Genomic DNA, 22,267 nt, shown 5'->3' on the forward strand with positions numbered 1-22,267 from the left:
GACTCGGGCAAGCCGCGAATCGGGGCAACCGTCGCCCCGGCGAACGCCGGGGCCCATAAACACAGGTGTTTGTGGCGAAAAACGGCTGGGGCCACAGCTCCTATTGATAGGCCGCGGCGTATGGGTCCCGGCTCAAGGCCGGGACGACGCGCGCTCGTGTCAAACCGCGGAACTGATTCGCGCCCGGTATTTGGTCACCGCGTTGATGAATCCATCGCGGGCGTCGGAATGGCCTTGCCCGCGCGGCTCCAGTACGTGGCGGAGCAGGAACATGCCGGTCAACCGAAAGCCGTCCTGCAGGTCCTGGTCCGACCAGCCATTCGTCCCGCCCTCGCCCTCTCGCAAAAATGCCGGCAACGGCAGCAGCCGGTCGCGGTAGGGCTCCCCGGCGCGTCGCGACACCGCGCCGCCGGATTTCGGCGACACGTAGATCAATTCCGTTGTCTCGCCGGTCGCGGCGCAGTTTTCCAGGTCGAGCCCGAAGCCGAGTTCGGCCAGCATCGCCAGCTCAAACCGGATCAGATGCGCCGCGGCGACGCCGACATCGTCGAAATCGTCCAGCGTGCGCTCGAACATCTCGTAGATGTCCTCGTGCGGGTCGCGCTCCGGCAACAACCGCACCAGCGAGGCCAGGTGGGTGACGCCATAGGTGGCATGCGCCGACGCCAGTAACGTCGCCGCGCGCAGCCGCGTGCCTTCGATGGCATAATATCCAAGATGCTCGTCGAGCCGCGCCCGCCACACCGTGGTGACGCTGTTGCCGGGCTGCAGCAGCGGCCGCATCCTTTTACCCGCGCCGCCGCGCACCAGCCCAAGGTGCCGGCCGTGGCTGCGCGTCAAGAGTTCGACGATGGCGGAGGATTCGCCATGCCGCCGCACCCCCAGCACGATGCCTTCGTCGGTCCATTCCATGGGCGGAAGTTTATCACGTAGGGTGGGCAAAGCGTAGCGTGCCCACCACGATCGACAAACGGTGTCGCGATGGGTTGGTGGGCACGGCGCGAAGATCGCGCCTTTGCCCACCCTACGCAGCCGAACTATCAAGCGTTGAACCAGCCCACGGCATCGCCGGTGAAGGAAAAATACAGCCCCGCCGTCGTCAGCGCGCAGGACACCACCTCGATGGCGCTGTCCAGTTGCAGGCCGTTCGCGCCGATCACCTGCGCCAGCGAGATCACCGACAGCACCAGCGCCGCGGCCAGCACCCAGCGCGGCCAGTTCTTGCGCTCCCGCGCCGCGAGCCGGACGAAATACACTAGCAGCAGGATCAGGCCGGCCGCCATCAGGGTCGCGACCATGATCATCTGCTCGGTCATGTCGGCTTTCGGCGTGCGGTCCTGGAACGCGACCGACACCGCATCCAGCGTCAGCGACAGATAGAGCAGCACTTCAAACCAAACTACGTTCCTGGGCAGGGTCATCGGACTTCCAATTCCGTCATTGCCTGCGACAAACGCGCCGCGTTTGCGCAAGGGAGCCGAGCGACGAAGCAATACCTTTTCGCCAACGCGGCGAGATGGATTGCTTCGCTTCGCTCTTATGCACAAACGCTTCGCGTTTGTTGCAGACAATGACGATCGCATGCATTGCCGAATTATTCCTTCGGGAATTCAATTCCCATTTCGCGGTAGCGCTCCGGGTCGTCGCCCCAGTTCTCGCGCACTTTGACGAACAGGAACAGATGCACGGGCTGGCCCAGTATCTCGGCGATCTCTTTTCGCGAATCCGCGCCGATCGACTTGATGGTGGCGCCGCCCTTGCCGAGGACGATTTTGCGCTGGCTCTCGCGCTCGACAAAGATGGTCTGCTCGATGCGGACCGATTTGTCCTTGCGTTCGGTCCAGCTGTCGGTCTCGACGGTGGATTGATACGGCAGCTCCTGGTGCAGCTGGCGGTAGATCTTCTCCCGGGTGATCTCGGCCGCCAGATGCCGCATCGGCGCATCCGACATCTGGTCTTCGGGATAGTGAAACGGGCCCGCCGGCACCATCTTGGCGAGTTCGGCGCGCAGATCGTCGACGCCGTCGCCCGACAGCGCCGAGATCATGAAGGTGTGTTCGAACTTCATGCGGTCATTGGCGGCCTGCGCCAGCGCCAGCAATTTCTCGCGCGGGATCAAATCGATCTTGTTCAGCACCAGGATTTTCGGATGCTGCACGCTCGCAAGCCTGCTCAGGATCGCGTCGGCCTCCTCGTCGATGCCGGCTTTGGCATCGAGCAGCACGCAGACCAGATCGGCGTCATGCGCCCCGCTCCAGGCGGTCGATACCATGGCGCGGTCGAGCCGCCGTTTCGGCGCGAAGATGCCGGGCGTATCGACCAGGATGATCTGCGCGTTGTTCTCGATCACGATGCCGCGGATCAGCGCCCGTGTGGTCTGCACCTTGCGCGACACGATGGTGACCTTGGAGCCGACCAACGCGTTGACCAGGGTAGACTTGCCGACATTGGGCGCGCCGATCAGCGCGACGAAGCCGCAAGCGGTCTGGGCCGGAGATTCAGCTGTCATTGCCACCACCGCCGACGCCTTCGCGTTCGATCATCACGGACGCCGCAACCTTCTCGGCCGCACGCTTGCTGCCGCCGACGCCTTCGGCCGGCTCGAGTCCCGGCAGTTCCACGGAAACGCGGAACTGCGGATCGTGATGCGGTCCGGTGCGCTCGACCTCGCGATAGACCGGCGTCGGCATCCCCTTGCTCTGCGCCCATTCCTGCAACACCGTCTTGGGATCGCGCAGCGGCCGGCGCGGCTTGCGCATCCGTTCGGTCCAGTTGCGCTCGACGAACTGGGCGGCGGCGCCGTAGCCGCCGTCGAGAAAGATTGCCCCGATCACCGCTTCGCAGATGTCGCCGAGCACGGATTTGCGCAAACGGGCGCTGGCGCTGGCGCCGACCTGGCCGAGCTTGATGTCGTCGACCAGCCCGAGCGACTTGGCGACGTCGGCGCAGCTTTCCTTGCGCACGAGATCGGCGAGGCGTTTTGACAGCTCGCCCTCGTCGGCGTTCGGAAAGGCGCGGTACAGCATGTCGGACACGATCAGCCCGAGCACATGATCGCCGAGAAATTCGAGGCGCTGGTAGCTTTCGGCGCGATTGCGCGCGGGTTTCAGCGCGGACACATGCGTGAACGCTGATGTCAGCAGGTTGGGATCGCCGAACTTGTGGCCGATGCGCGCCTCGAGCGCAGCAGCCGCGGCCTTGGCCGATTCCTTGGCCGAGCCCCTGCCGCGCTTCTTCTTGGGCGCAGGTTCGCCACCGGCATCAGGCTGCGGGCTCTCGCCCGGTGGCGGGGTATTCCTGATGACGGGCGTTTCGTCGTTCATCGCACGATTGAAAAAATGCGATTCCAGCGCACTGCGGTCGGCCAGCGCCAGAACATCCAGGCATGTTCGCCCTCGGCAATGGAGAAGAAGATCATTTGCGCCCGGCCGACGATGTTTTCGAACGGCACATAGCCCACCGCCGACAGCACGCGGCTGTCGGTCGAATTGTCCCGGTTGTCGCCCATCATGAAGAAATGGCCGGCCGGCACGGTATAGGTGGTGGTGTTGTCGTAGAAGCCGTTGTCGACGCAATCGAGCGACTCATAGGAGACGCCGTTCGGCAGGGTTTCCTTCCAGCGCTTGACGCGCGCGGTGGCGTCGGAGCCGCACGGGTCTTCACCGATGAAATCGCTCAGGCGCTCGCGCTTGATCGGGGCGTCGTTGATGTAGAGCAGTCCTTCGCGCATCTGGATGCGGTCGCCCGGCAGGCCGATCACGCGCTTGATGTAATCGGTGGAATCGTCCTTCGGCAGGCGGAACACGACGATATCGCCGCGCGACGGCTCCGAGCCGAAAATACGGCCCGAGAACAATGGCGGCGAGAGCGGGATCGAGTAGTGGCTATAGCCGTACGAATATTTCGAGACGAACAAATAATCGCCGACCAGGAGCGTCGCCTTCATCGATCCCGAGGGAATGTTGAACGGCTGGAACAGGAAGGTGCGGATCACGAGCGCGATCAGGAGGGCGTGGATGACGACACGGATGGTTTCGCCCAAGCCGCTTTCAGTTTTTGTCCCGGATGTCACGCTCATCGCTTTCCCAATTCCCGCAAGGCTGCTTCAAGCAAGGCAAGTATTAAACAGAGGCTTGGCCTGCACGGTGGCAGAACGTTTTCCTCACGCGAATCGAACAGTTCCGTTCGCGTCAAGAAAATGGTCTTCGATACTGATGTTGAAGGCAAATTCCGGCGCAAAACCCGAATTCGCCCTGGCTCGGTAGTGTCGCAGCGGCGTTTTAGACGGTTGTTCGCGGCCGTGCAATCAAGCGCCTCGATAAAACTTCGTAATCCATTGATAAATCAATGTTTTTTAGTTTTATGTCGGTCCCCGGCGCGAACGGCCGCCTGCCCTATGATTTGCCCGGAACGACCGCCGAAATTATGACGAAGGCCTGCGCCAGCGGCCAGTCGTCGGTGATGGAAAGGTCGATCCGGGCCTCGAACCCCTCCGGCGTCAGCTTCTCGAGCCGGGCCAGCGCCCCGCCGGTCAGCTTCATGGTGGGACGGCCGCCCGGCAGGTTCACCACCCCCATATCCCGCCACCAGACGCCCTGGCGGATGCCGGTACCCAGCGCCTTGGAACAGGCCTCCTTGGCCGCGAACCTTTTGGCATAGGTTGCGATCACCATCTTCTCGTTGTTGGCGCGGCGCGCCGCCTTGGCGCGCTCGGCGTCGGTGAAGATGCGGTCCAGGAAGCGCTCGCCATGGCGTTCGATCACCTTGGCAACCCGCGTGATGTCGATCAGGTCGGAGCCGATGCCGATGATCATGTCGGAGCCACGCTGCGCTGGCGCCCGCGGTCCATCGCCGCGCGCATGCTGCGGACGGTTTCGCCGAGGCCGACGAACAGCGCCTCCCCCATCATGAAATAGCCGATGTTGAGCTCGGCAAGTTCGGGCAGAGCGGCGATCGTCTCGGCCGTGTCGTAGTCGAGGCCGTGGCCGGCATGAACCTCAAGCCCCGCGGCCCGGGCCAGCCGCGCCCCCGCGACGATGCGCTGCCATTCCGCCTCGGCCTTGGCGGCATGGCCATCCACCACGGCGTCGCACCAGCCGCCGGTGTGGATTTCGATCACCGGCGCCCGCAGGCGCGCGGCCATCTCGATCTGGGCGGGATCCGCGGCGATGAACAGCGACACCCGGATGCCGGCATCGTTCAGCCGCGCGATAAACGGCGCCAGCGCATTGTGCTGGCCGACCACGTCGAGCCCGCCTTCGGTGGTGAGCTCTTCGCGGCGCTCGGGAACCAGGCAGACCGCGTGCGGCCTGGTCGCCAGCGAAATCCGCAGCATGTCCTCGGTCGCCGCCATCTCGAAATTCAGCGGTTTTGAGATTTCGGCTTTGAGGCGCGCCATGTCGGTGTCGCGGATATGGCGGCGGTCTTCGCGCAGATGCGCGGTGATGCCGTCGGCCCCCGCTTCGATCGCGGTCAGCGCGGCGCGCACCGGATCCGGCCGCGCGCCGCCCCGTGCATTACGCAAGGTGGCGACGTGGTCGACATTGACTCCGAGGCGCAGCGGAAGAGCTTTCGGCATTTCACTCTCTTGGAATCCTGGCGGGCGACGTTACCCATTAACACGCTCGACCCGTGCGACGACGGCCTTGGCGCGCAACTGGGCGATGATAGCGCTGAGATGCTTCAGGTCATAGACCTCGAGATCGATGGTCAGCTCGGTGAAATCGGGGGAGCGGCGCGACATGCTGATATTGTCGATATTGCCGTCATGCTCGGCGATCACCGTGGCGACCTGGGCAAGGCTGCCGGGCTCGTTGACGTTGTGCACCAGAATCCGCGCCGGAAAACGTTGCGGCATGGTCTCGTCGACGTCCCAGCGCACGTCGAGCCAGCGCTCCGGCTCTTCCTCGAAATCCTTCAGCGCCGGCGACTGGATCGGATAGATCGTGATCCCCTCACCCGGTGAAACGATGCCGACAATGCGATCGCCCGGCACCGCGCCGCCGTTGGGGGCGAACTTGACCGGCAGGTCGGAATTGAGGCCGCGCACCGGGATCACCGACGCGCTGCGCGCCGGATGCGGCGGCGATTTCAGCTTCAGCTTGTCCGCGAGGCTTCGCTTGGCCCCGTAGCGCACCATCCGCTCTTCCTTATAGTCCGGATACATCGCCCGCGCGACGTCGGACGCCTTCAGTTCGCCGCGACCGACGGAGGCCATCACGTCTTCGATCGAGGCGCGCGCCAGCCGGGGCAGCGCGCCCTTCAGCTTGTCATCGGCGTATTCGATCTTGGCGCGGGCAAACAGGCGGTCGACGATACGGCGGCCAAGTCCGGCATATTGATCGCGCACAGCGGTTCGGGTCGCACGGCGGATCGCCGCCCGCGCCTTGCCGGTGACCGCGAGCGACTCCCAGGCCGACGGCGGCGCCGACTGCGCCTGCGAGGTCAGAACCTCGACCTCGTCGCCGTTCTGCAATTCCGACGACAATGGCGCGAATTTGCCGTTGATCTTGCAGCCGACCGCGCTGTTACCGACGTCGGTATGCACGGCATAGGCGAAATCGATCACGTTGGCCTGACGCGGCAGCGCGATCAGCTTGCCCTTCGGCGTGAAGCAGAACACCTGGTCGTGGAACAGTTCGAGCTTGGTGTGCTCCAGGAACTCTTCCGGATTGGCGCTTTCGGACAGAATGCCGACGGTGTGGCGCAGCCAGGCAAAGGCGTTGGACTCGTGCTTGAGCCGCTCGGTCGGCGAGCCCTCCCCCTCCTTGTAGAACGCGTGCGCGGCGATGCCGAATTCGGCGATCTGGTTCATCTCCTCGGTGCGGATCTGCAATTCGACGCGCTGCTGGCCCGGACCGATCACGGTGGTGTGGAGCGAACGATAGTCGTTCTGCTTCGGCGTCGAGATGTAGTCCTTGAAGCGCCCCGGCACCACCGGCCAGGTGGTGTGGACGACGCCGAGCGCGCGATAGCAGGATTCGACGTCCCCCATCACGACGCGGAAACCGTAGATGTCGGACAATTGCTCGAAGCCGACCGACTTGCGCTCCATCTTGGTCCAGATCGAAAACGGCTGCTTGCGGCGGCCATAGACCCGCGCGGTGATGCCGTTCTTCTGCAAATTCTTCGACAGCTGGCTTTCGATCTCGCCGATCAGATTGCGGTTGCGCTCGGCCAGTGCGTCGAGCCGCTGCATCACCACCGCATAGGCTTCGGGATCGAGCGTGTGGAACGACAGGTCCTCGAGCTCTTCGCGCATCTCCTGCATGCCCATGCGGCCGGCGAGCGGCGCATAGATGTCGAGCGTCTCCTCGGCGATCCTGCGGCGCGAGGCGTGCGGCACGAATTCCAGGGTCCGCATGTTGTGCAGGCGGTCGGCGAGCTTGATCAGCAGCACGCGGACGTCGTCGGCGATCGCCAGCAGCAGCTTGCGCAGGTTCTCGGCCTGCTTGGCCTCGCGCGAAACCAGTTCCAGCCGCTTCAGTTTGGTGAGGCCCTCCACCAGCGCGCCGATCTCGTGGCCGAACACGTTGTCGATCTCGGCGCGCGTCGCCTCGGTGTCCTCGATGGTGTCGTGCAGCAGCGCCGCGACGATGGTGGCATCATCGAGCTTGAGGCCGGTGAGGATCGCCGCGACCTCGAGCGGATGCGAGAAATAAGGATCGCCCGATGCGCGGGTCTGGGTACCGTGCGCCTTCATGGCGTAGACATAGGCGCGATTGAGCAGGTCTTCGTCGGTGTCCGGATTGTACGAGCGGACACGCTCGACCAGATCGTATTGCCGCATCATGCGCGAGCGGGGGGATTTGGGCCGCTCCACCACGGGCAAGGCCGGCGCCACCGCGACCGAATCGGTCGCAGCCTGCATTTGCCGGGATATGCGGCGCCAGAACGCCATCGAATCACTGCCTCATCCGCGCGCCGCGCTCGGCCCGCTGCAAGAATGCCTCAAGAACATTAATGCGATTTCGAGCGAAGCTGCACCCCGTTGGGGGTCCGCAAACGATCAATTTCGCATGGCTTGGAACGATTGTGATGCCGAACCCGGCCAACCTGCGGCCAACCCGGTTCAGGCGATCTCGCACCCATCCGCCAAGCTCGCATCGTACCTGAAAAAATGTCAACAAAAGCAAAGGCCCGGACAAATGTCCGGGCCTTTGGCAGATCAGGGTGTTCGGGACGTCCCGGAAGCCTAAGTCTATTCGTCCTCTTCGGGCTGCTCTTCCGGCGGGGCCAGGCCCTCGAGGCCCTTCAGGAGCTCTTCCTCGGTCATGCGCTCGACCGCGACCTCGGTGTCGTCGGCATCGACGCTGGCGCCGGCCGAGCCGATCAAGGGCACGGTATCGGGCTCGGGTTCATCGACTTCGACGAATTTCTGCAGGGAATGAACCAGTTCCTCGCGCAGATCTTCCGGGGAGATCGAAGAGTCGGCGATTTCCCGCAGCGAAACGACCGGGTTCTTGTCGTTGTCGCGATCAACTGTGAGTTGTGATCCGGACGAGATCATACGGGCGCGATGTGCTGCCAGCAGGACCAGGTCGAACCGGTTGTCGACCTTATCAATGCAATCTTCCACGGTGACGCGCGCCATAGACTGTCGCTCCGTTAAATGGGGCCCAATATGTCGGTTATGGGGGCTAGTTATAGGGGCGGATGGGGTTTCGCAAGACTAAATTTGTGATTTGCCTTCTTAATGGGCTCTGGTAACCATCCCCGGGGCCAGAAGGGCCGGAGCGTCCGAAGACGGCGGGACACCGTTCGGGACAAGTATTCTCTCCTTACAACGTCAAAAGACTAGGTATTTCGCCCTCGCCTCACCATAATTGCAGTGGTGATTGTCGTGGGGAAAGATTCACCGAACTTTAGACAGCTGACCTGGAAAGTGCGCGCGGTCGATTCCCGCTGCGCTAAAAACGTTAACAACAACGCGAGAACCCTTTGATGTCACCCGTTTCCAACAAGATCGCGCTCTTCATCGATGGCGCCAATCTCTATGCAACCGCAAAGACACTCGGCTTCGACATCGACTACAAGCGCCTTCTCAAGGAATTCCAGAGTCGCGGTACGCTAGTGCGGGCGTTCTACTACACGGCGATCATCGAAGATCAGGAATATTCATCGATCCGTCCTTTGATCGACTGGCTCGACTATAACGGCTACACCGTCGTCACCAAGGCGACCAAGGAATTCATAGACGCCAGCGGCCGCCGCAAGGTGAAGGGCAATATGGACATCGAGCTCGCGGTCGATGCCATGGAGCTCGCCGAGCACGTCGATCAGATCGTGCTGTTCTCCGGCGACGGCGATTTTCGCTCCCTGGTTGAAGCGGTGCAGCGGCGCGGCGTTCGCGTCACGGTGGTGTCGACCATTTCGAGCCAGCCGCCGATGATCGCCGACGAGTTGCGCCGCCAGGCCGACGTCTTCACTGATCTCGTCGAGCTGCAATCCAAGCTCGGCCGTGACCCCTCCGAGCGCCCGGCTCCGCGCGAGCCGCGTCATCACGCACCGCAATTCCTGCAGCGCGCCACCACCATGGCGCCGCGGGCCGCCGGCGACGACGATTTCGAAGATTGAGAATAATCCGCTGCACTGCTAGAGCCCGGTTCTGGAATCAGAACCGGGCTTTTGTTTTTTCGCGACGTCCCGACGCGAACCGGTGCCCACATTGAAAACGCCATGGTCATGAATGGCTAGCACCGCCGCCTTTTCCGCTATCGGACCGGACCGCAACTGCCCGCTTTGCCCGCGTCTCGCCGAGTTTCGTGACCAGGCCCGTGCCCGTGAGCCGGGCTGGCACAATGCACCGGTGGCTTCGTTCGGCGATCCAAGAGCCCGATTGCTGATCGTAGGCCTCGCCCCGGGGATGCAGGGTGCCAATCGCACCGGACGCCCTTTCACCGGCGACTACGCGGGCGACCTGCTCTATGCCACCTTGCTGGAATATGGCTTTGCCAAGGGCAGCTATCAGGCGCGGCCCGACGACGGATTGCGGCTGGTCGACGGCTTGATCAGCAATGCGGTGCGCTGCGTGCCGCCGCAGAACAAACCGCTGCCGGTCGAGATCAACACCTGCCGGCAATTTTTGATCGCAACCATCGCCGCCATGCCCAAGCTTCGCGCCATCGTGGCGCTCGGGCGCATCGCCCATGAATCGACGCTAAAGGCCCTTGGTCTACGGAACGCCGCGGCCCCCTTTGCGCACGGCGCGGTGCATACGGCCGGTCCGATCAATCTCTACGACAGCTATCACTGCTCCCGCTACAACACCAACACTCGGGTGCTGACGCCGGAAATGTTTCGCAATGTGTTTGCGAAAGTGCGCGCCGATTTGGATTCGTAGGGTGGGCAAAGGCGCTTGCGCCGTGCCCACCATACTTGTTTCGATGAAAATGGTGGGCACGGCGCAAGTGCGCCTTTGCCCACCCTACAAGATCAAACCCGATTTGCCTTCAGCCACGCCAGCACGTCGCCGGCATTCCGGTCCGGCGGAAACACCGGATAGAACACGTGGCTGATGCGTGCGTTGTCGATGATCAGCGCCAGCCGCTTGATCAGCGTCAGCCCCGCCACCTCCATGGTCGGCAATTTCAACGCGCGGGTCAGCGCCAGCTTCTCATCCGACAGCACCGGGAACGGCAGATGCAGCCGCGACGCCATTTCGGTCTGGTAGACGTTGCTTTGCGTCGACAGGCCGAAGACATGCCTGGCGCCGGCAGCCTTCAGATCGGCGAACAGATCGCGGAACGAGCAGGTCTGTGGCGTGCAGCCGCGCGCCCCCGGGATCATATCCCAATCATCGACCAGGCTGATCTTGCCGGGCTCGCCGGTGCGGGGATAGGCGAATACGACGACCCGGCCCGGCAGCGCCGACAGCGTGACCGAATTGTCGTCGGTCGCCATCAGGCTGAGCGGCGGGATCGTCATCCCGACGAGGTGGGCAGCTGCGCCATCGTCCGACGGCGCCGGGATCTTGCTCCAGTCGACTTCGAGCAGATTTTTTTGATTCATTGTTGCAACTCTCCATCGTCGTCATTGCGAGCGAAGCGAAGCAATCCATGGTACCGCAAGGAAGATGGATTGCTTCGTCGCAAGTGCTCCTCGCAATGACGGAAAGACATTAGGTCGCCGCTACCCCCGCGCCCGAAGCAGGCGGCCCTTCTCCCGGCCCCAGTCGCGTTTCTTCTCGCTCTCGCGCTTGTCGTGCAGCTTCTTGCCCTTGGCCACCGCCAGCAGCAGCTTGGCGCGGCCGCGCTCGTTGAAATAGAGCTTTAGCGGGATCAGCGTCATGCCCTCGCGATCGACCGCACCCATCAGCTTGTTGATCTGCTTGCGGTGCAGCAGCAGTTTACGCGGCCGCTTGGGCTCGTGGTTGAAGCGGTTGGCCTGCAGATATTCGGGAATATTGGCGTTGATCAGCCAGATCTCACCGTCCTTGGTGTCCGCATAGGACTCCGCAATGGTGGTCTTGCCGTTGCGAATTGATTTCACCTCGGTGCCGGTCAGCGCGATGCCGGTCTCGATGGTGTCCTCGATCGCATAGTTGAACCGGGCCTTGCGGTTCTCGGCGACGACCTTGATCGGGCGCTCGTTCTTCTCGGCCACGTTAGCTCTTCTTGAGGAGATCGCGGATCTCGGTCAGCAACTCTTCCTGGCGCGTCGGCTTCGGCGGCTCGGCGGGCTTGGCTTCATCCTTGCGCTTCAGCGTGTTCATGGCGCGAATGACCATGAACAGCACGAACGCAATGATGATGAAATTCAGCGTCAGCGTCAGGAAGCTGCCCCAGGCCAGCACGGCGCCCTGCTTCTTGGCGTCGGCCAGGTTGGTCGCCGTCACCGCCTTCGACATTCCGGTGAAATAATTGGAGAAGTCGAGACCGCCGGTGATCGCACCGATGATCGGCATGATGATGTCGCCGACCAGCGAGGTCACGATGGCGCCGAAGGCCGCACCGATGATGACGCCGACGGCGAGGTCGACGACATTGCCCTTCATCGCAAACTCGCGGAATTCCTTCAGCATAGTCGGTTTCCTTCGTGCATCAGGCGAAGTGAGAGGCCGGCCTTAGTTGATCAGGCCGGCATGGACCATGGCGTCGCGGATCACCTTGCCGGTTGGCGGCGTCACATTCATCAGCGGCAGGCGCACTTCTTCTTCCAGCCGTCCGAGCAGCTTGAGGCCATGCTTGGCCCCCGCGAGACCCGGCTCCTTGAAGACGGCATCATGCAGCGGCACCAACCGGTCCTGAAGCTTCAGTCCGGTGGCGTAATCGCCCTTCAGGACGGCCGTCATCAGTTCGGCGCACAGTTTTGGCGCCACGTTGGCGACCACCGAAATGCAACCATGTCCGCCCGCCGCCATGTAGGCCAACGCGGTCATGTCCTCACCGGACAGCTGGATAAAATCCGGTCCCATCGCATGGCGCTGTTGCGACACTCGCGCGAGATTGGCGGTGGCGTCCTTGACGCCGGCGATGTTCTTCAACTCGAACAACCGGGTCATGGTTTCGACGGACATATCGACGACGGAGCGCGGCGGAATGTTGTAGATGATGATCGGGATGCCGATCGCGTCATTCACCGCCTTGAAGTGCTGATACATCCCTTCCTGGGTCGGCTTGTTGTAATAGGGCGTGACCACCAGCACGGCGTCGGCGCCGGCCTTCTCGGCGTGGACAGCCAGATCGACGGCCTCGCGCGTGGAGTTCGAGCCCGCGCCGGCAATGACAGGCACGCGCCCCTTTGCCTCCTCGATACAGATTTCGACCACACGGTGATGCTCAGCATGGCTCAGCGTCGGGCTTTCGCCTGTCGTGCCGACGGGAACGAGACCGTGTGAACCCTGCTCGATTTGCCAGCTGACGAGACCGCGGAACGCCGCTTCGTCGAGCGAGCCGTTCTTGAATGGCGTGACCAAGGCGGTGAAGGATCCCTGGAATTTTGTCTTGGCTGCCATGGATTTCCTCCCAACGCGCGCGTGACGGCACTGCTAAAAATGACCAGCCAATTCATATCGGGTCTGGCGATCTGGCGAAAGGGCCGAAGGATATGACCACAGGCCTTTGTTTTTGACGCGTTTTCCGGCCGCGCGGCGCGGGCGTTCCCGGATCGAATCCGGAAGGCTCGAAAACGCCGCAGCCGCGATTTTGCCGTGGTGTTGGCGCAAACACCCCGGGACGCGACGTTTTTAGCATTTTGTCCACATATTCAATCAAATAGACCTAAGGCTTGAGCGATTGAATGATTCGCCGCCGCAGAGGAAATCCGTGACCCGCTCCGCCCGCGCAGCCGCATTGCGATCGACCGCACTGGCGACAGCTCTGGTGCTCGTGGTCGGGCTATTTGCAATGTCGGTGGAGGCCTGGGCCCAGCCGAAAGTTCCATTGCCGAAGCCGCGGCCGATCGCCCGCAGCGTGGTCCCCAAGACCACACCTGCTGCAATCCCGACGGCTGCGATCCCGACACAGCATTCTGCGCCCGCAACGACAGCTCCCGCCGCGCCAATTCCAGCACCGGCGCTGGCGCCTGCGACGCGCCAGCACGCCGCCCTGCCCGCGGCGCGCAAGCCCGTGACCGCTGCCGCGGTTGCCGCGACGTCGTCGACCTCGCAGTCCGACAAGGATGCGCTGGAGAACGTCATCGAGCTCGTTCGAAAGCGCAAACCGGGGGACGCGACGCAGGCGCAAGCCGCGATTTCAGATCCCGTCGCCCGCAAGCTCGCCGAATGGGTGATCCTGCGCAGCGACGACAATGGCGCTTCCGTCGAGCGCTATCGCACTTTCGTTTCGGCCAATCCGAGCTGGCCCTCGCAGACCTTCCTGCGCCGGCGCATCGAGGCCGCGCTGTGGGACGACCGCCGCGACGACGCCACGGTCTGGTCGTGGTTCGAAAACGAATCGCCGATCTCGGCCAAGGGCAAGTTCGCGCTGGCACGGGTGATGATCGGGCGCGGCGATCGCGCCAATGCCGAACGCCTGGTGCGCGATGCCTGGCGGCACGACGGCATGACCGAGGACACCGAAAACACCGCGCTCGATCTGTTCGGCGCCCTGCTGACGGCCGGCGATCACAAGGCGCGGATGGATTTTCTGCTCTATGGCACCGAGCAGGAAGCCGGCGGCCTGCGCGCCGCGAAGCGGCTGGGTGCGGGCCACATGGCCTTGGCCAAGGCGCGCATCGCGGCCAACAAGAAGGGCTCGAACCTCCGGGCCTTGCTGGACGCGGTGCCACGCGAACTGCACGGCGACCCCGGCTACACCTTTGCCAGGATCCAGCTGCTGCGTCGCGAGGAGAAATTCGCCGAGGCCGCCCAGCTGATGCTGAGCGCGCCGAAGGATCCGGGCCGTCTGCACAATCTCAACGAATGGTGGATCGAGCGGCGGCTCCTGGCGCGCAAGATGATGGACGTCGGCGAACACCGCAACGCCTATCTGATCGCGCGGGATGCCGCCCTGCCCTCGCGCGACATCTACAAGACCGAGCAGGAATTCACCGCCGGCTGGATTGCTTTGCGCTTCCTCAAAGACCCTGCTGTAGCCGCCCAGCATTTCGCGCGGATCGGCGTCGGCAGCGTGAACCCGACCGCGCTGGCCCGCGCCGGCTATTGGCAAGGCCGCGCGGCGGAAGCTGCCGGCCGCGCCCAGGAAGCCCGCGCCGCCTACACAAGGGCCGCCGAACAGTCGACCAGCTATTACGGCCAGCTGGCGCGCGCCAAACTTGGATTGCCGCAGATCGAACTGAACGGCGTCCCCCGCGGGCGCGGCGCCGAGCGGCTCGAGATCGTGCGCGCGGTGCAATTGCTCTATGAGCTCCAGGAGCGCGAGCTCGCCATCCCGATTTTCGGCGACATGGGCGAGAACGGCGATCCCGACGCGCTGGCCGGGCTCGGCGAGCTGACCGCGCGCTACACCGACGCCCGCGGCATGCTGTTGCTCGGCAAGGCCGCCCTCAATCGCGGCCTGCCGTTCGACCACTACGCCTATCCCGTCAACGGCATCCCATCGTTCAAGCAGATCGGCCCCGAGGTCGAGCAAAGCGTTGTCTACGCCATCTGCCGGCAGGAAAGCGCCTTCAACCAGGCCGTGGTCTCGCCGGCGCAGGCCTACGGGCTGATGCAGGTGACGCCGGACGCCGGGCGCTATGTCGCCAAGCGGGCCGGCGTCAGCTTCGACCTCAACCGGATGAAGACCGATCCGGTCTACAACGCCGCGATGGGCGCCGCCGAGCTTGGCGGGCTGCTCGAGGACTATCGCGGCTCCTACATCCTGACCTTCGCCGGGTACAATGCCGGCCGCGGCAGCGTCAAGAAATGGATCGAGCGCTATGGCGATCCGCGCGACCCCAAGGTCGACGCGGTCGACTGGGTCGAACAGATCCCGTTCTCCGAAACGCGAAACTACGTGCAGCGGATCATGGAGAATCTGCAGGTCTACCGCGCGCGTTTCGGCGGCGGGACCAGGCTTCAGATCGAAGCCGATTTGCGGCGCGGCTCCAGCGTCGAGTAGCGCCGTCGCACAGGTTTTATGGGGTCGGGATTCCCGGCGGTTGGATCGAGCTGTCGTCGAAAGCCAGCACCTTGGAGATCCCGGCTGGACGTTGTTGGCCGCCCGGCGGAAGTGGTCTAGAATCGACGTCGTGAATAACAGGCAGAACAATTCGCGCGATCAGGCGCTTCAGCAGGCCTCACAAGCGCTGCAGATGCAGCAGTTCGATCGAGCCCAGCAGCTGGTGTCCGGCCTGCTGAAATCGAACCGCACCGACAGGAGCGCGGTCCTCGTTCTGGCTCATGCCCTGATCGGTCAAAATCGTCACGTTGAGGCGATCATGCCGCTCGAAAGGGTGATGCGCCGTAACAGCGACGCGGAAATCGAAACCCTGCTTGGTGCCGTGTTGTGCGGTGCACGCCGATCGTCGGATGGTATCGATCAATTGCGGCGCACCGCGGCAAGGCGTCCGCCCTATTTCCCTGCGTTTCAGGAACTGGCAGGCCAGCTTTCCAAAGCCGGACAACTCAACGAAGCGATCAGGACCATCGAGGATGCCCTCGCATTGGCTCCAGACAACGTCGATTTGAAACTCGATTTGGGGCGCCTGCTGCTTGAGGACAATGATCGCGCAAGGGCTCGCGAAACTCTGATGGTCGCTCGCGATGCAGCGCCGGGGCGCCCGGACATCCTGACAGAACTCGGGCGGGCCTTGCTGCTTGACGGCGAATACGCGGCAGCTGCCGATGCCTTCCGCCACGCGCTCGGCCTGCGTCCTCAGGATGCGTTGGCGCGCGCCAACCTTGCCGCATGCCTGCTGGAGATGGGAGAGCGCGATGGTGGCGAGGCTGCCTTGCGTTCCGTCATGCGCGGACGCCCTCAGATGCTCGGCCGCGCCGCCTACGCCCTTTCCGCTTCCTCACATGGGCGCTTTTTTTTCCGGCGGAGTGCGGTGGTGCAATTCCTGGGCGAGAATCGCCCGGAGTAGCCAGAGCGTTTTCCAGCGAAGTGGGCACCGGTTCGCGTCAAGAAAACGCGTCAAAACGAGAATCTAGAGCCCCGTTCCGATTCCATCGGAACGGAAAGTGCTCTAGGTCCTGAAATTCCGCCTGTACAATCCGGGCTCTCGCCTGATCTGGAGTTGCAACGCGCTAACCCGCCGCGCTTCTTCTTCCGTGAAGGAAGAAATTTGCGCGCTCCAGTTTTCTCGCTTGACGGGAATGCATTGCGCGATGGGCGTGCCCTTCGGGATAACACCCTCGAAGTCCCTGTCATGCCAATGCGCCGGGAAGTGCACCCAGGTGTCCTTGTAGCGGTCGCAATCGACCAGTCCGCTCAGCGTGGTAAAAGGCAGATCGAAGCGATCAGCTGATGAATACGGGACGCAATCGCATTGGTCATGTCCTCCGAAACATCGAGCGTAAGGCCACGATAAACCGGGCTAAGAATGCCCTTTCATAACGTTCGACCGCTAAAAGCTCTGGAATAGCTCGGCGAAACGCCTCGGATAAACGCGCCGGCTCATTGGGCGGCAAAGGCAGGGGCGGCTTGATCCTGCGCAAACGCGGCATTCTGCTGCCGTTCAATGCCCTGTCGATTTGCCGCACTTCGCGGGCGGTGAAAATGATGGGGTCAAATTGGTTTGGCCAATAAGACCGGTTCAATCGACCAACCAACAAAACGCGTTCGACAAGCGATAACTTGTATCGCGTGACTCGCTCGAGATCAGAGGTGGCCTGGGCTAGCTTTTGGATATCTTTGAGGATCCTTTCATCAGAGTGATCATCTGCAAACTCGCGAGCGAGCAGCTCGATTTCTTCTACACGGATGCGTAAATCGATAGATAAACCATGCCGGAGCGAATTCTTGCTAGACCGTCCCTTTCCTGCGCGCGAGCGCGGACCGGTACTTCGGGCCGAATTACGCCTATTCGCCTGAAGCTGCCGTTCGCTAGCCAATGCTTTCGCCTTTCTCACGGATAATCGAAGGTTCCGTCTTGGTTGATATCGCCACCCGTCCTGACGTGATTGACCGCCTTTTTTGCTGCGCTTGAGAGCGAGAACGGCGTTCGTCCCAAATTCGCAGCAGCTTAATGGCGGTGCTTTGTGCGGACGCTTGAAGCCTGTTAAGTGCTTGCAACTCTTCCGCGCGGAGCCGGAATGATTCAGCCTTGATATCGCTTTCGCTCATTCCGAGTTGGGTCAAACGTTTTTGAACTTCTCGGTGCGACTGGTCATCGCTGAAGAATTTATTTGTAAGCTCGTTCGTATCGATACCCATCAAATTAGACGTCGGCTCAATCAGGCTCTGTAATGCCGGCACGGTGGCGTTGTTCATTATGCCGGCCTCTAAGGGCTGAAGGCGCTCGACCTGCCAAAACGCGTTCGCGATCTGCCGCGCGACCAAGTGTTCAATTGGTGTTCGAGGACCGAGCTCGACGTAAATCGCGTTGCGGAAAACCTCAAACGCGCCTTCCGATTCGGAGCGCAAGAGCACGGTTTTGAAGATGCGATCGAACGGATTTTCCGGCGGCTGCTTTTGAGATTCAGATTCTGGCTTTGGACTGCGTTTCATGCTGTTTCCTTCCGAAACAGATTTCTGTTTCGTCAGACATCATGTCTTGACGAACTCCCGAGAACCTCGAATTCCAGTTTTGATTCCGTGATGAGCAGAGGCGACGGTGATTGCATGTGAATCTCTTTACCCTCTTTCTCCCTGAAGAAACGAGCTGCAGCTCGACACACACCATTGTCTGACAACGTCCCGATGTACCCCTCTGGGAAATGGATCCGGCGAGTTTCGCCAAGCTCCACAGGGCAACATTTACAACAAAAATTAACGACCCTCTAACGCATGCCGCCGTCTGGGCTGGCGATCTAACGTGGGCTTGCGGATTTCATCGGCAAAGCCGCGAATTCGGTGCAATCACATTAAGCGCGGTGCAAAAAACGCGTGAGATTGATTCTGCAGAAAGAAATTGGGTTTGTTCTGCAAATCAGGCGAGCGAGCTACGACACGGCGTCGTAGTATTTACGGTCGCGGATATTGCGGGTTTCAACTTCACCAATACCGTAGCCCGATCTGCAAATTTTTTTGCGTTCTGCGATAGGTGGTCCCTCACCGGCCAGCCCTGGGTCCTAAGCACGTCGCTTTTGACAATCTGATTCGCAAAATTCAACGTCGTACTCGGACATGTCCAGTGTGCTGGAAAAAGGACAAGATCCGGTCGGCACGCGCAGCGCACTGTTCGCATTCGTGCGTCTGTCTGGCGCTCGCCGCGAAGCGGTACGCTCGAGCAGCGTACACCAACCGCTGCCGGCTTCGGCGACAAGAATCGCAACGAACTTTTGCAATCGATGTCGACGAGTGAGTTCAGGAGAACGTCGAGGTTACGCAGGGAACGCCTCGTAGTCAGAGGCCTTCTTCAAAACCTTCTCCGCTCCGCACACTAGTGGTCATGGCTTAGCGCGATGTGCTTTTCGTAAGCGCACGCCCGAGCCACCCCCGTTCTCGTCGATGAACTCGACACCCGCTTCCTCGATCGCCGCTCGCAATTTTTGCGCGGTGTCTTCGCGGCCACCAATTTCTCCATCGGCCGCTTCGAGCCGCGCTACGGTGGGTTCAGAAACTCCTGAGCGATCAGCCAGGTCTGCCTGTGACCAAGCGAGGAGTGCCCTTGCCGCCTTTATTTGCCTGGTGGTTACCAAGGGGAATTACCTTCTCGTTTGATAGAATTTCTATTGACATGGCGCACCGACCAAATTAATAGAATTTCTATCAATTGTTCTGTAGACCATTGGGGCTTGGAACTAGCACGCGGTGGAAGTCGCCGAAATGGAGATTCCCAAATGGCACAAGTTAACCGTAGCTCCTTTATCGGCGGCTCCGACGCCCGGATCATCATGGGCGACGATGAGGCGTCCCTGCTCCGGCTGTGGCGTGAAAAACGCGGCGAGGTCGAGCCCGAGGATCTCTCGAACAACCTGATCGTTCAACTCGGCACCGCCACAGAGGACCTCAACCGGCGCTGGTACGAACGTAATACCGGCCAGGTCATCACCCAGGTGCAGCGGCAGACATTCCATCCGGTGAAGCGGTGGATGGGTGCAACATTGGACGGAATGGTCGAGGCGACCGGCGCGGTGTTCGAGAGCAAATTCGCGTTGCCGTGGTCGTTCTCGGAAGAAGGCGCCGCGGAAAAGCACATGGCCCAGCTGCAACACAACATGTGGGTTGTCGCTGCAAGGACCGCCGTGCTTTCAGTCATTACCGGCGGCGGCAAATGGATCGAGATGACCATCCCGGCCGACCCGCTGTATCAACACCTGCTGATCACGGCCGAGAAACGATTTTGGCGCTGCGTCGAGACCGGCGAGACCCCTCACCTCTTTGGTGTCGAGCCGCCTAAGCCGCGGATCGAAGTGGTCAGGACAGTCGACATGAGTGCGTCCAACTCCTGGGCGGAGTTCGCGGGGGTGTTTTGCCGGACCCGGGCCGCCTTTCTCGATCACGAGGCCGCTAAGGGCGAGCTTAAAAAGCTGGTTCCAGAGGACGCGAAAGAGGCCAAAGGGCACGGCGTCCGCGCCAAGCGCTCCAAATCGGGCGCCATTAGTTTTGAACTCCAGGCAGCCGAATAACAGCTTCCTACCTTTCCTATCGGGATGACATTCGGAAGCCGGAGCGAAGCTCTCCCAGAAGGATAAGACGTGGATGCGCCCCATCGAGTCGCCCTTCGACTTTGCCCATCTCGACCCGTCCTGCGATCCTCCGGAGGGATATGCCGCAGCCTTTGAGCTGCTGTCCGCTTTCTGGTGCGAGCTGCGCGCACTCCGGTCCGCCTGCCCGCAGGATGCTTTTCTGAGCGACTTTACCGCCCATCTGGAAGCCGAGCTGGTCGCCGCCGCTCTCGTGTTGGCGATTCAGGTCGAACTCCTGACCGCCCATTAGCGACCCCGCTATTTAAACGGAGTTACCGATGCAACGTGCAAGCCAGTCGATCAGCAATATAGGCGCCGCCCTTGCCAAAGCGCAGGCGGAAATCCAGAACCCGGAAAAGTCGCTGACGGCGACCATCCCTTCGCCATTCCCGCGAGAGGAGAGCCGTACCTTTCGATACGCCTCGCTGGCAAGTGGACTGGATATTGTCCGAAAATGCCTCAGCAAGCACGAGATCGCGACTGTCCAGGCAACCGCGATAGAGCCTGAGACCGGTCTGATCCGACTCACCACCACCCTTCTCCATGCTTCCGGCGAATGGGTAGCCTCGGACTGGCCAGTCTGTCCCATCACCGAGACCGCGGCCCCGCACCGGATGGGCTCTGCCCTCACCTATGCCCGGCGCTACGGCCTCTTTACCCTGGTCGGCATCGCCGGCGATGACGATCTCGATGCACCCGACGCTGGTCCCCAATCGGCGGAGCCAGCCCCCGCCAACAGACCGCCGCAATCCAGTACGAACGGCCAGACCCCGCCAGCGAAAACGTTCCAAAGCGCCCGCAAGCGCGCCAATGGTGCTCACGTCAGCGTCCTGCCGGCTGAAGCCTCGGCAACGCTGCGGGACCGGTTGCTGGCCGAACTCGACGGGTTGGGACTCAAGGACGATCTGGACGCCTGGACGCTGCAAGCCTGGCCAAAAGCCAACTCCCTGACGCCTGTAGATGGCGACAAGGTCAGGGCGGCGTTTCAGGTCCGGCTCGACCAAATGACGTCGCATGCCGGTATCGCGTCAGGCGAACTGCAACAACCGACGGCCACCCCAGAGGTCCGATCGCGCATCGACAAGAGCGTGCTAACCCTGCCGGAGACCAAACGGCAACGAGACCGGCAGCACCTGCGCTTTGTGGCTAGCCACCCCTGCCTTGTCTGTGGCCGCGAGCCGTGTGATCCACACCATTTGCGTTTTGCACAGCCCCGCGGGCTCGGCCAAAAGGTCAGCGACGAATTTACAGTACCGCTGTGCCGGGCGCATCATCGCGAGCTGCACCGCGCCAGCAAGGAAAGAGATTGGTGGGTGACCGCCGGCCTGGAACCAGTCGGTTTGGCGCGCCAGCTTTGGCTGGAAACCCATCCGCTGCCTGTCGTTCCACCCGTCCAAGATGAAGATGGGGCGCCTACTGCGCCGCCCAGTCGCATCGGCCTGGTCGGGAAACAACTTCCTTGATGTCAAATCATTCATTTGGTGGGACGGCAGGTATCCCGTCGCGGTATCAAATCGGAGCCAGCGTGCAGCGTAAATCATTTCAAAAAAGAGCCTAACGGTGCCTTCGAGTAATACCAGAACTCTTCCAGTTGTCGCGTTTGGACACTTACACTCCGCCTTCTGGCTACCCCTCACAGGCGTGCGACTTCAGCTCACGAGCGGGGAACGTTATATGGTTGAAGCAATCATGGGCAACGCAAGGTTCTTTCGCCGTAGTGAGCCACCTACAGACACGGCACGGGGGATTGCGGATGACCACGCATGAGGAAGCGCGCTAACACAGCCTTGACCAGCGATTTCCGAAGTCCATACGTGGGGACGGCCGCGCGACCGCTTAGTAAGCATGTTGGGGTTTCCCCAATCACTACCCCTGCCTGGAGGTTAACTCTTTGACTTTCACGTCGTGGCAATTTGCGGTGTTCGTGTCTGGGGTATTTGCCCTCTATTACTGGCCACTCGTTCGCCCGTATCAGGTCTACATCCTGGTAATTGCAAGCCTGTTTTTCTACGGATTCGGGCAACCGGAATTGCTGGCGCTGCTCGCGATAGCGGTCTTCGGGACTTACTTCTTCCTCTTGAAGGCCAT

The 22,267-nt window shown here is 61.8% G+C and carries 24 protein-coding genes and 1 pseudogene; 8 read left to right on the top strand and 17 right to left on the bottom strand.

Features of this window, described 5'->3' with window-relative positions; translation table 11 throughout:
- Positions 1 to 159: 159 nt before the first annotated feature.
- The 9 genes from recO to rpoZ form a co-directional block, all read right to left on the bottom strand.
- Positions 160 to 912 carry a DNA repair protein RecO gene (gene recO / locus JQ641_RS32020; RefSeq protein ID WP_212000074.1) on the bottom strand — a complete coding sequence of 251 codons (753 nt, stop codon included), beginning with the start codon at positions 910 to 912 and terminating at the stop codon, positions 160 to 162.
- Between the two features lie 128 nt (positions 913 to 1,040).
- Positions 1,041 to 1,421, bottom strand: a complete 381-nt coding sequence (locus JQ641_RS32025) for a hypothetical protein (protein WP_192733613.1) — start codon at positions 1,419 to 1,421, stop codon at positions 1,041 to 1,043.
- Between the two features lie 173 nt (positions 1,422 to 1,594).
- The gene (era, locus tag JQ641_RS32030; RefSeq protein ID WP_212000075.1) at positions 1,595 to 2,509 is read right to left on the bottom strand and encodes a GTPase Era; all 915 of its coding nucleotides are present in this window, start codon (positions 2,507 to 2,509) and stop codon (positions 1,595 to 1,597) included.
- Positions 2,499 to 3,323 carry a ribonuclease III gene (gene rnc, locus JQ641_RS32035; RefSeq protein ID WP_212000076.1) on the bottom strand — a complete coding sequence of 275 codons (825 nt, stop codon included), beginning with the start codon at positions 3,321 to 3,323 and terminating at the stop codon, positions 2,499 to 2,501. Before rnc ends, era begins: the two co-directional genes overlap by 11 nt.
- The gene (gene lepB, locus JQ641_RS32040) at positions 3,320 to 4,078 is read right to left on the bottom strand and encodes a signal peptidase I (protein ID WP_192733616.1); all 759 of its coding nucleotides are present in this window, start codon (positions 4,076 to 4,078) and stop codon (positions 3,320 to 3,322) included. The genes rnc and lepB overlap by 4 nt, the downstream gene beginning before the upstream one ends.
- A gap of 316 nt (positions 4,079 to 4,394) precedes the next feature.
- The gene (gene acpS / locus JQ641_RS32045) at positions 4,395 to 4,814 is read right to left on the bottom strand and encodes a holo-ACP synthase (protein ID WP_192733617.1); all 420 of its coding nucleotides are present in this window, start codon (positions 4,812 to 4,814) and stop codon (positions 4,395 to 4,397) included.
- A complete protein-coding gene (locus JQ641_RS32050; protein WP_212000077.1) occupies positions 4,811 to 5,578 on the bottom strand; it encodes a pyridoxine 5'-phosphate synthase in 768 nt (255 codons plus the stop codon). The genes acpS and JQ641_RS32050 overlap by 4 nt, the downstream gene beginning before the upstream one ends.
- A 30-nt stretch (positions 5,579 to 5,608) precedes the next feature.
- Entirely contained in the window at positions 5,609 to 7,900 is a 2,292-nt protein-coding gene (locus JQ641_RS32055) for a RelA/SpoT family protein (RefSeq protein WP_192733619.1), read from the bottom strand.
- 300 nt (positions 7,901 to 8,200) lie between these two features.
- Positions 8,201 to 8,593: a DNA-directed RNA polymerase subunit omega gene (gene rpoZ / locus JQ641_RS32060; RefSeq protein ID WP_074276225.1), complete on the bottom strand. Its 393-nt coding sequence runs from the start codon at positions 8,591 to 8,593 to the stop codon at positions 8,201 to 8,203.
- Positions 8,594 to 8,943: 350 nt separating this feature from the next.
- Between rpoZ and JQ641_RS32065 the strand changes: the two genes are divergently transcribed.
- Together JQ641_RS32065 and JQ641_RS32070 are read left to right on the top strand one after the other, a co-directional pair.
- Complete coding sequence (locus JQ641_RS32065; RefSeq protein ID WP_192733620.1) at positions 8,944 to 9,576, top strand: LabA-like NYN domain-containing protein; 633 nt, start codon at positions 8,944 to 8,946, stop codon at positions 9,574 to 9,576.
- A 112-nt stretch (positions 9,577 to 9,688) separates the two neighbouring features.
- Positions 9,689 to 10,342, top strand: coding sequence for a uracil-DNA glycosylase (locus JQ641_RS32070; RefSeq protein ID WP_212000079.1), 654 nt, complete (start codon positions 9,689 to 9,691; stop codon positions 10,340 to 10,342).
- A 92-nt stretch (positions 10,343 to 10,434) separates the two neighbouring features.
- Here JQ641_RS32070 and JQ641_RS32075 read toward each other — a convergent pair whose 3' ends face one another.
- From JQ641_RS32075 to dapA, 4 genes are all read right to left on the bottom strand, one after another.
- A complete protein-coding gene (locus JQ641_RS32075) occupies positions 10,435 to 11,010 on the bottom strand; it encodes a peroxiredoxin (protein ID WP_212000081.1) in 576 nt (191 codons plus the stop codon).
- A 120-nt stretch (positions 11,011 to 11,130) separates the two neighbouring features.
- Entirely contained in the window at positions 11,131 to 11,604 is a 474-nt protein-coding gene (gene smpB / locus JQ641_RS32080; protein WP_192733623.1) for an SsrA-binding protein SmpB, read from the bottom strand.
- A gap of 1 nt (position 11,605) precedes the next feature.
- Positions 11,606 to 12,022: a large conductance mechanosensitive channel protein MscL gene (mscL, locus tag JQ641_RS32085; protein WP_212000083.1), complete on the bottom strand. Its 417-nt coding sequence runs from the start codon at positions 12,020 to 12,022 to the stop codon at positions 11,606 to 11,608.
- Positions 12,023 to 12,064: 42 nt separating this feature from the next.
- Positions 12,065 to 12,955: a 4-hydroxy-tetrahydrodipicolinate synthase gene (dapA, locus tag JQ641_RS32090; protein WP_212000087.1), complete on the bottom strand. Its 891-nt coding sequence runs from the start codon at positions 12,953 to 12,955 to the stop codon at positions 12,065 to 12,067.
- 391 nt (positions 12,956 to 13,346) lie between these two features.
- On the opposite strand from dapA, the gene JQ641_RS32095 reads away from it, so the two are divergent.
- Positions 13,347 to 15,503, top strand: a complete 2,157-nt coding sequence (locus JQ641_RS32095) for a lytic transglycosylase domain-containing protein (RefSeq protein ID WP_249150927.1) — start codon at positions 13,347 to 13,349, stop codon at positions 15,501 to 15,503.
- A 130-nt stretch (positions 15,504 to 15,633) separates the two neighbouring features.
- The gene (locus JQ641_RS32100) at positions 15,634 to 16,470 is read left to right on the top strand and encodes a tetratricopeptide repeat protein (protein ID WP_212000113.1); all 837 of its coding nucleotides are present in this window, start codon (positions 15,634 to 15,636) and stop codon (positions 16,468 to 16,470) included.
- Positions 16,471 to 16,572: 102 nt separating this feature from the next.
- On the opposite strand, the pseudogene JQ641_RS38200 reads toward JQ641_RS32100, so the two are convergent.
- The 4 genes and pseudogenes from JQ641_RS38200 to JQ641_RS32115 all read right to left on the bottom strand — a co-directional run.
- Positions 16,573 to 16,848, bottom strand: a pseudogene (locus JQ641_RS38200) (hypothetical protein); the annotation flags it as partial.
- 31 nt (positions 16,849 to 16,879) lie between these two features.
- The gene (locus JQ641_RS32105) at positions 16,880 to 17,458 is read right to left on the bottom strand and encodes a hypothetical protein (protein WP_212000091.1); all 579 of its coding nucleotides are present in this window, start codon (positions 17,456 to 17,458) and stop codon (positions 16,880 to 16,882) included.
- The gene (locus JQ641_RS32110) at positions 17,433 to 18,056 is read right to left on the bottom strand and encodes a hypothetical protein (RefSeq protein WP_212000093.1); all 624 of its coding nucleotides are present in this window, start codon (positions 18,054 to 18,056) and stop codon (positions 17,433 to 17,435) included. Before JQ641_RS32110 ends, JQ641_RS32105 begins: the two co-directional genes overlap by 26 nt.
- An 881-nt stretch (positions 18,057 to 18,937) precedes the next feature.
- Entirely contained in the window at positions 18,938 to 19,189 is a 252-nt protein-coding gene (locus JQ641_RS32115) for a helix-turn-helix transcriptional regulator (RefSeq protein WP_212000095.1), read from the bottom strand.
- Between the two features lie 141 nt (positions 19,190 to 19,330).
- Between JQ641_RS32115 and JQ641_RS32120 the strand changes: the two genes are divergently transcribed.
- The 4 genes from JQ641_RS32120 to JQ641_RS32135 all read left to right on the top strand — a co-directional run.
- Positions 19,331 to 20,119: a YqaJ viral recombinase family nuclease gene (locus tag JQ641_RS32120; protein ID WP_212000097.1), complete on the top strand. Its 789-nt coding sequence runs from the start codon at positions 19,331 to 19,333 to the stop codon at positions 20,117 to 20,119.
- Between the two features lie 73 nt (positions 20,120 to 20,192).
- Positions 20,193 to 20,429 carry a hypothetical protein gene (locus tag JQ641_RS32125; RefSeq protein WP_249150915.1) on the top strand — a complete coding sequence of 79 codons (237 nt, stop codon included), beginning with the start codon at positions 20,193 to 20,195 and terminating at the stop codon, positions 20,427 to 20,429.
- A 28-nt stretch (positions 20,430 to 20,457) separates the two neighbouring features.
- A complete protein-coding gene (locus tag JQ641_RS32130; RefSeq protein WP_212000099.1) occupies positions 20,458 to 21,642 on the top strand; it encodes an ERF family protein in 1,185 nt (394 codons plus the stop codon).
- A gap of 428 nt (positions 21,643 to 22,070) precedes the next feature.
- A partial coding sequence (locus JQ641_RS32135) for a hypothetical protein (protein WP_212000101.1) occupies positions 22,071 to 22,267 on the top strand: 197 nt, incomplete at its 3' end.

The sequence above is a fragment of the Bradyrhizobium sp. JYMT SZCCT0180 genome, assembly GCF_018130165.1.
Taxonomy (GTDB): Bacteria; Pseudomonadota; Alphaproteobacteria; order Rhizobiales; family Xanthobacteraceae; genus Bradyrhizobium.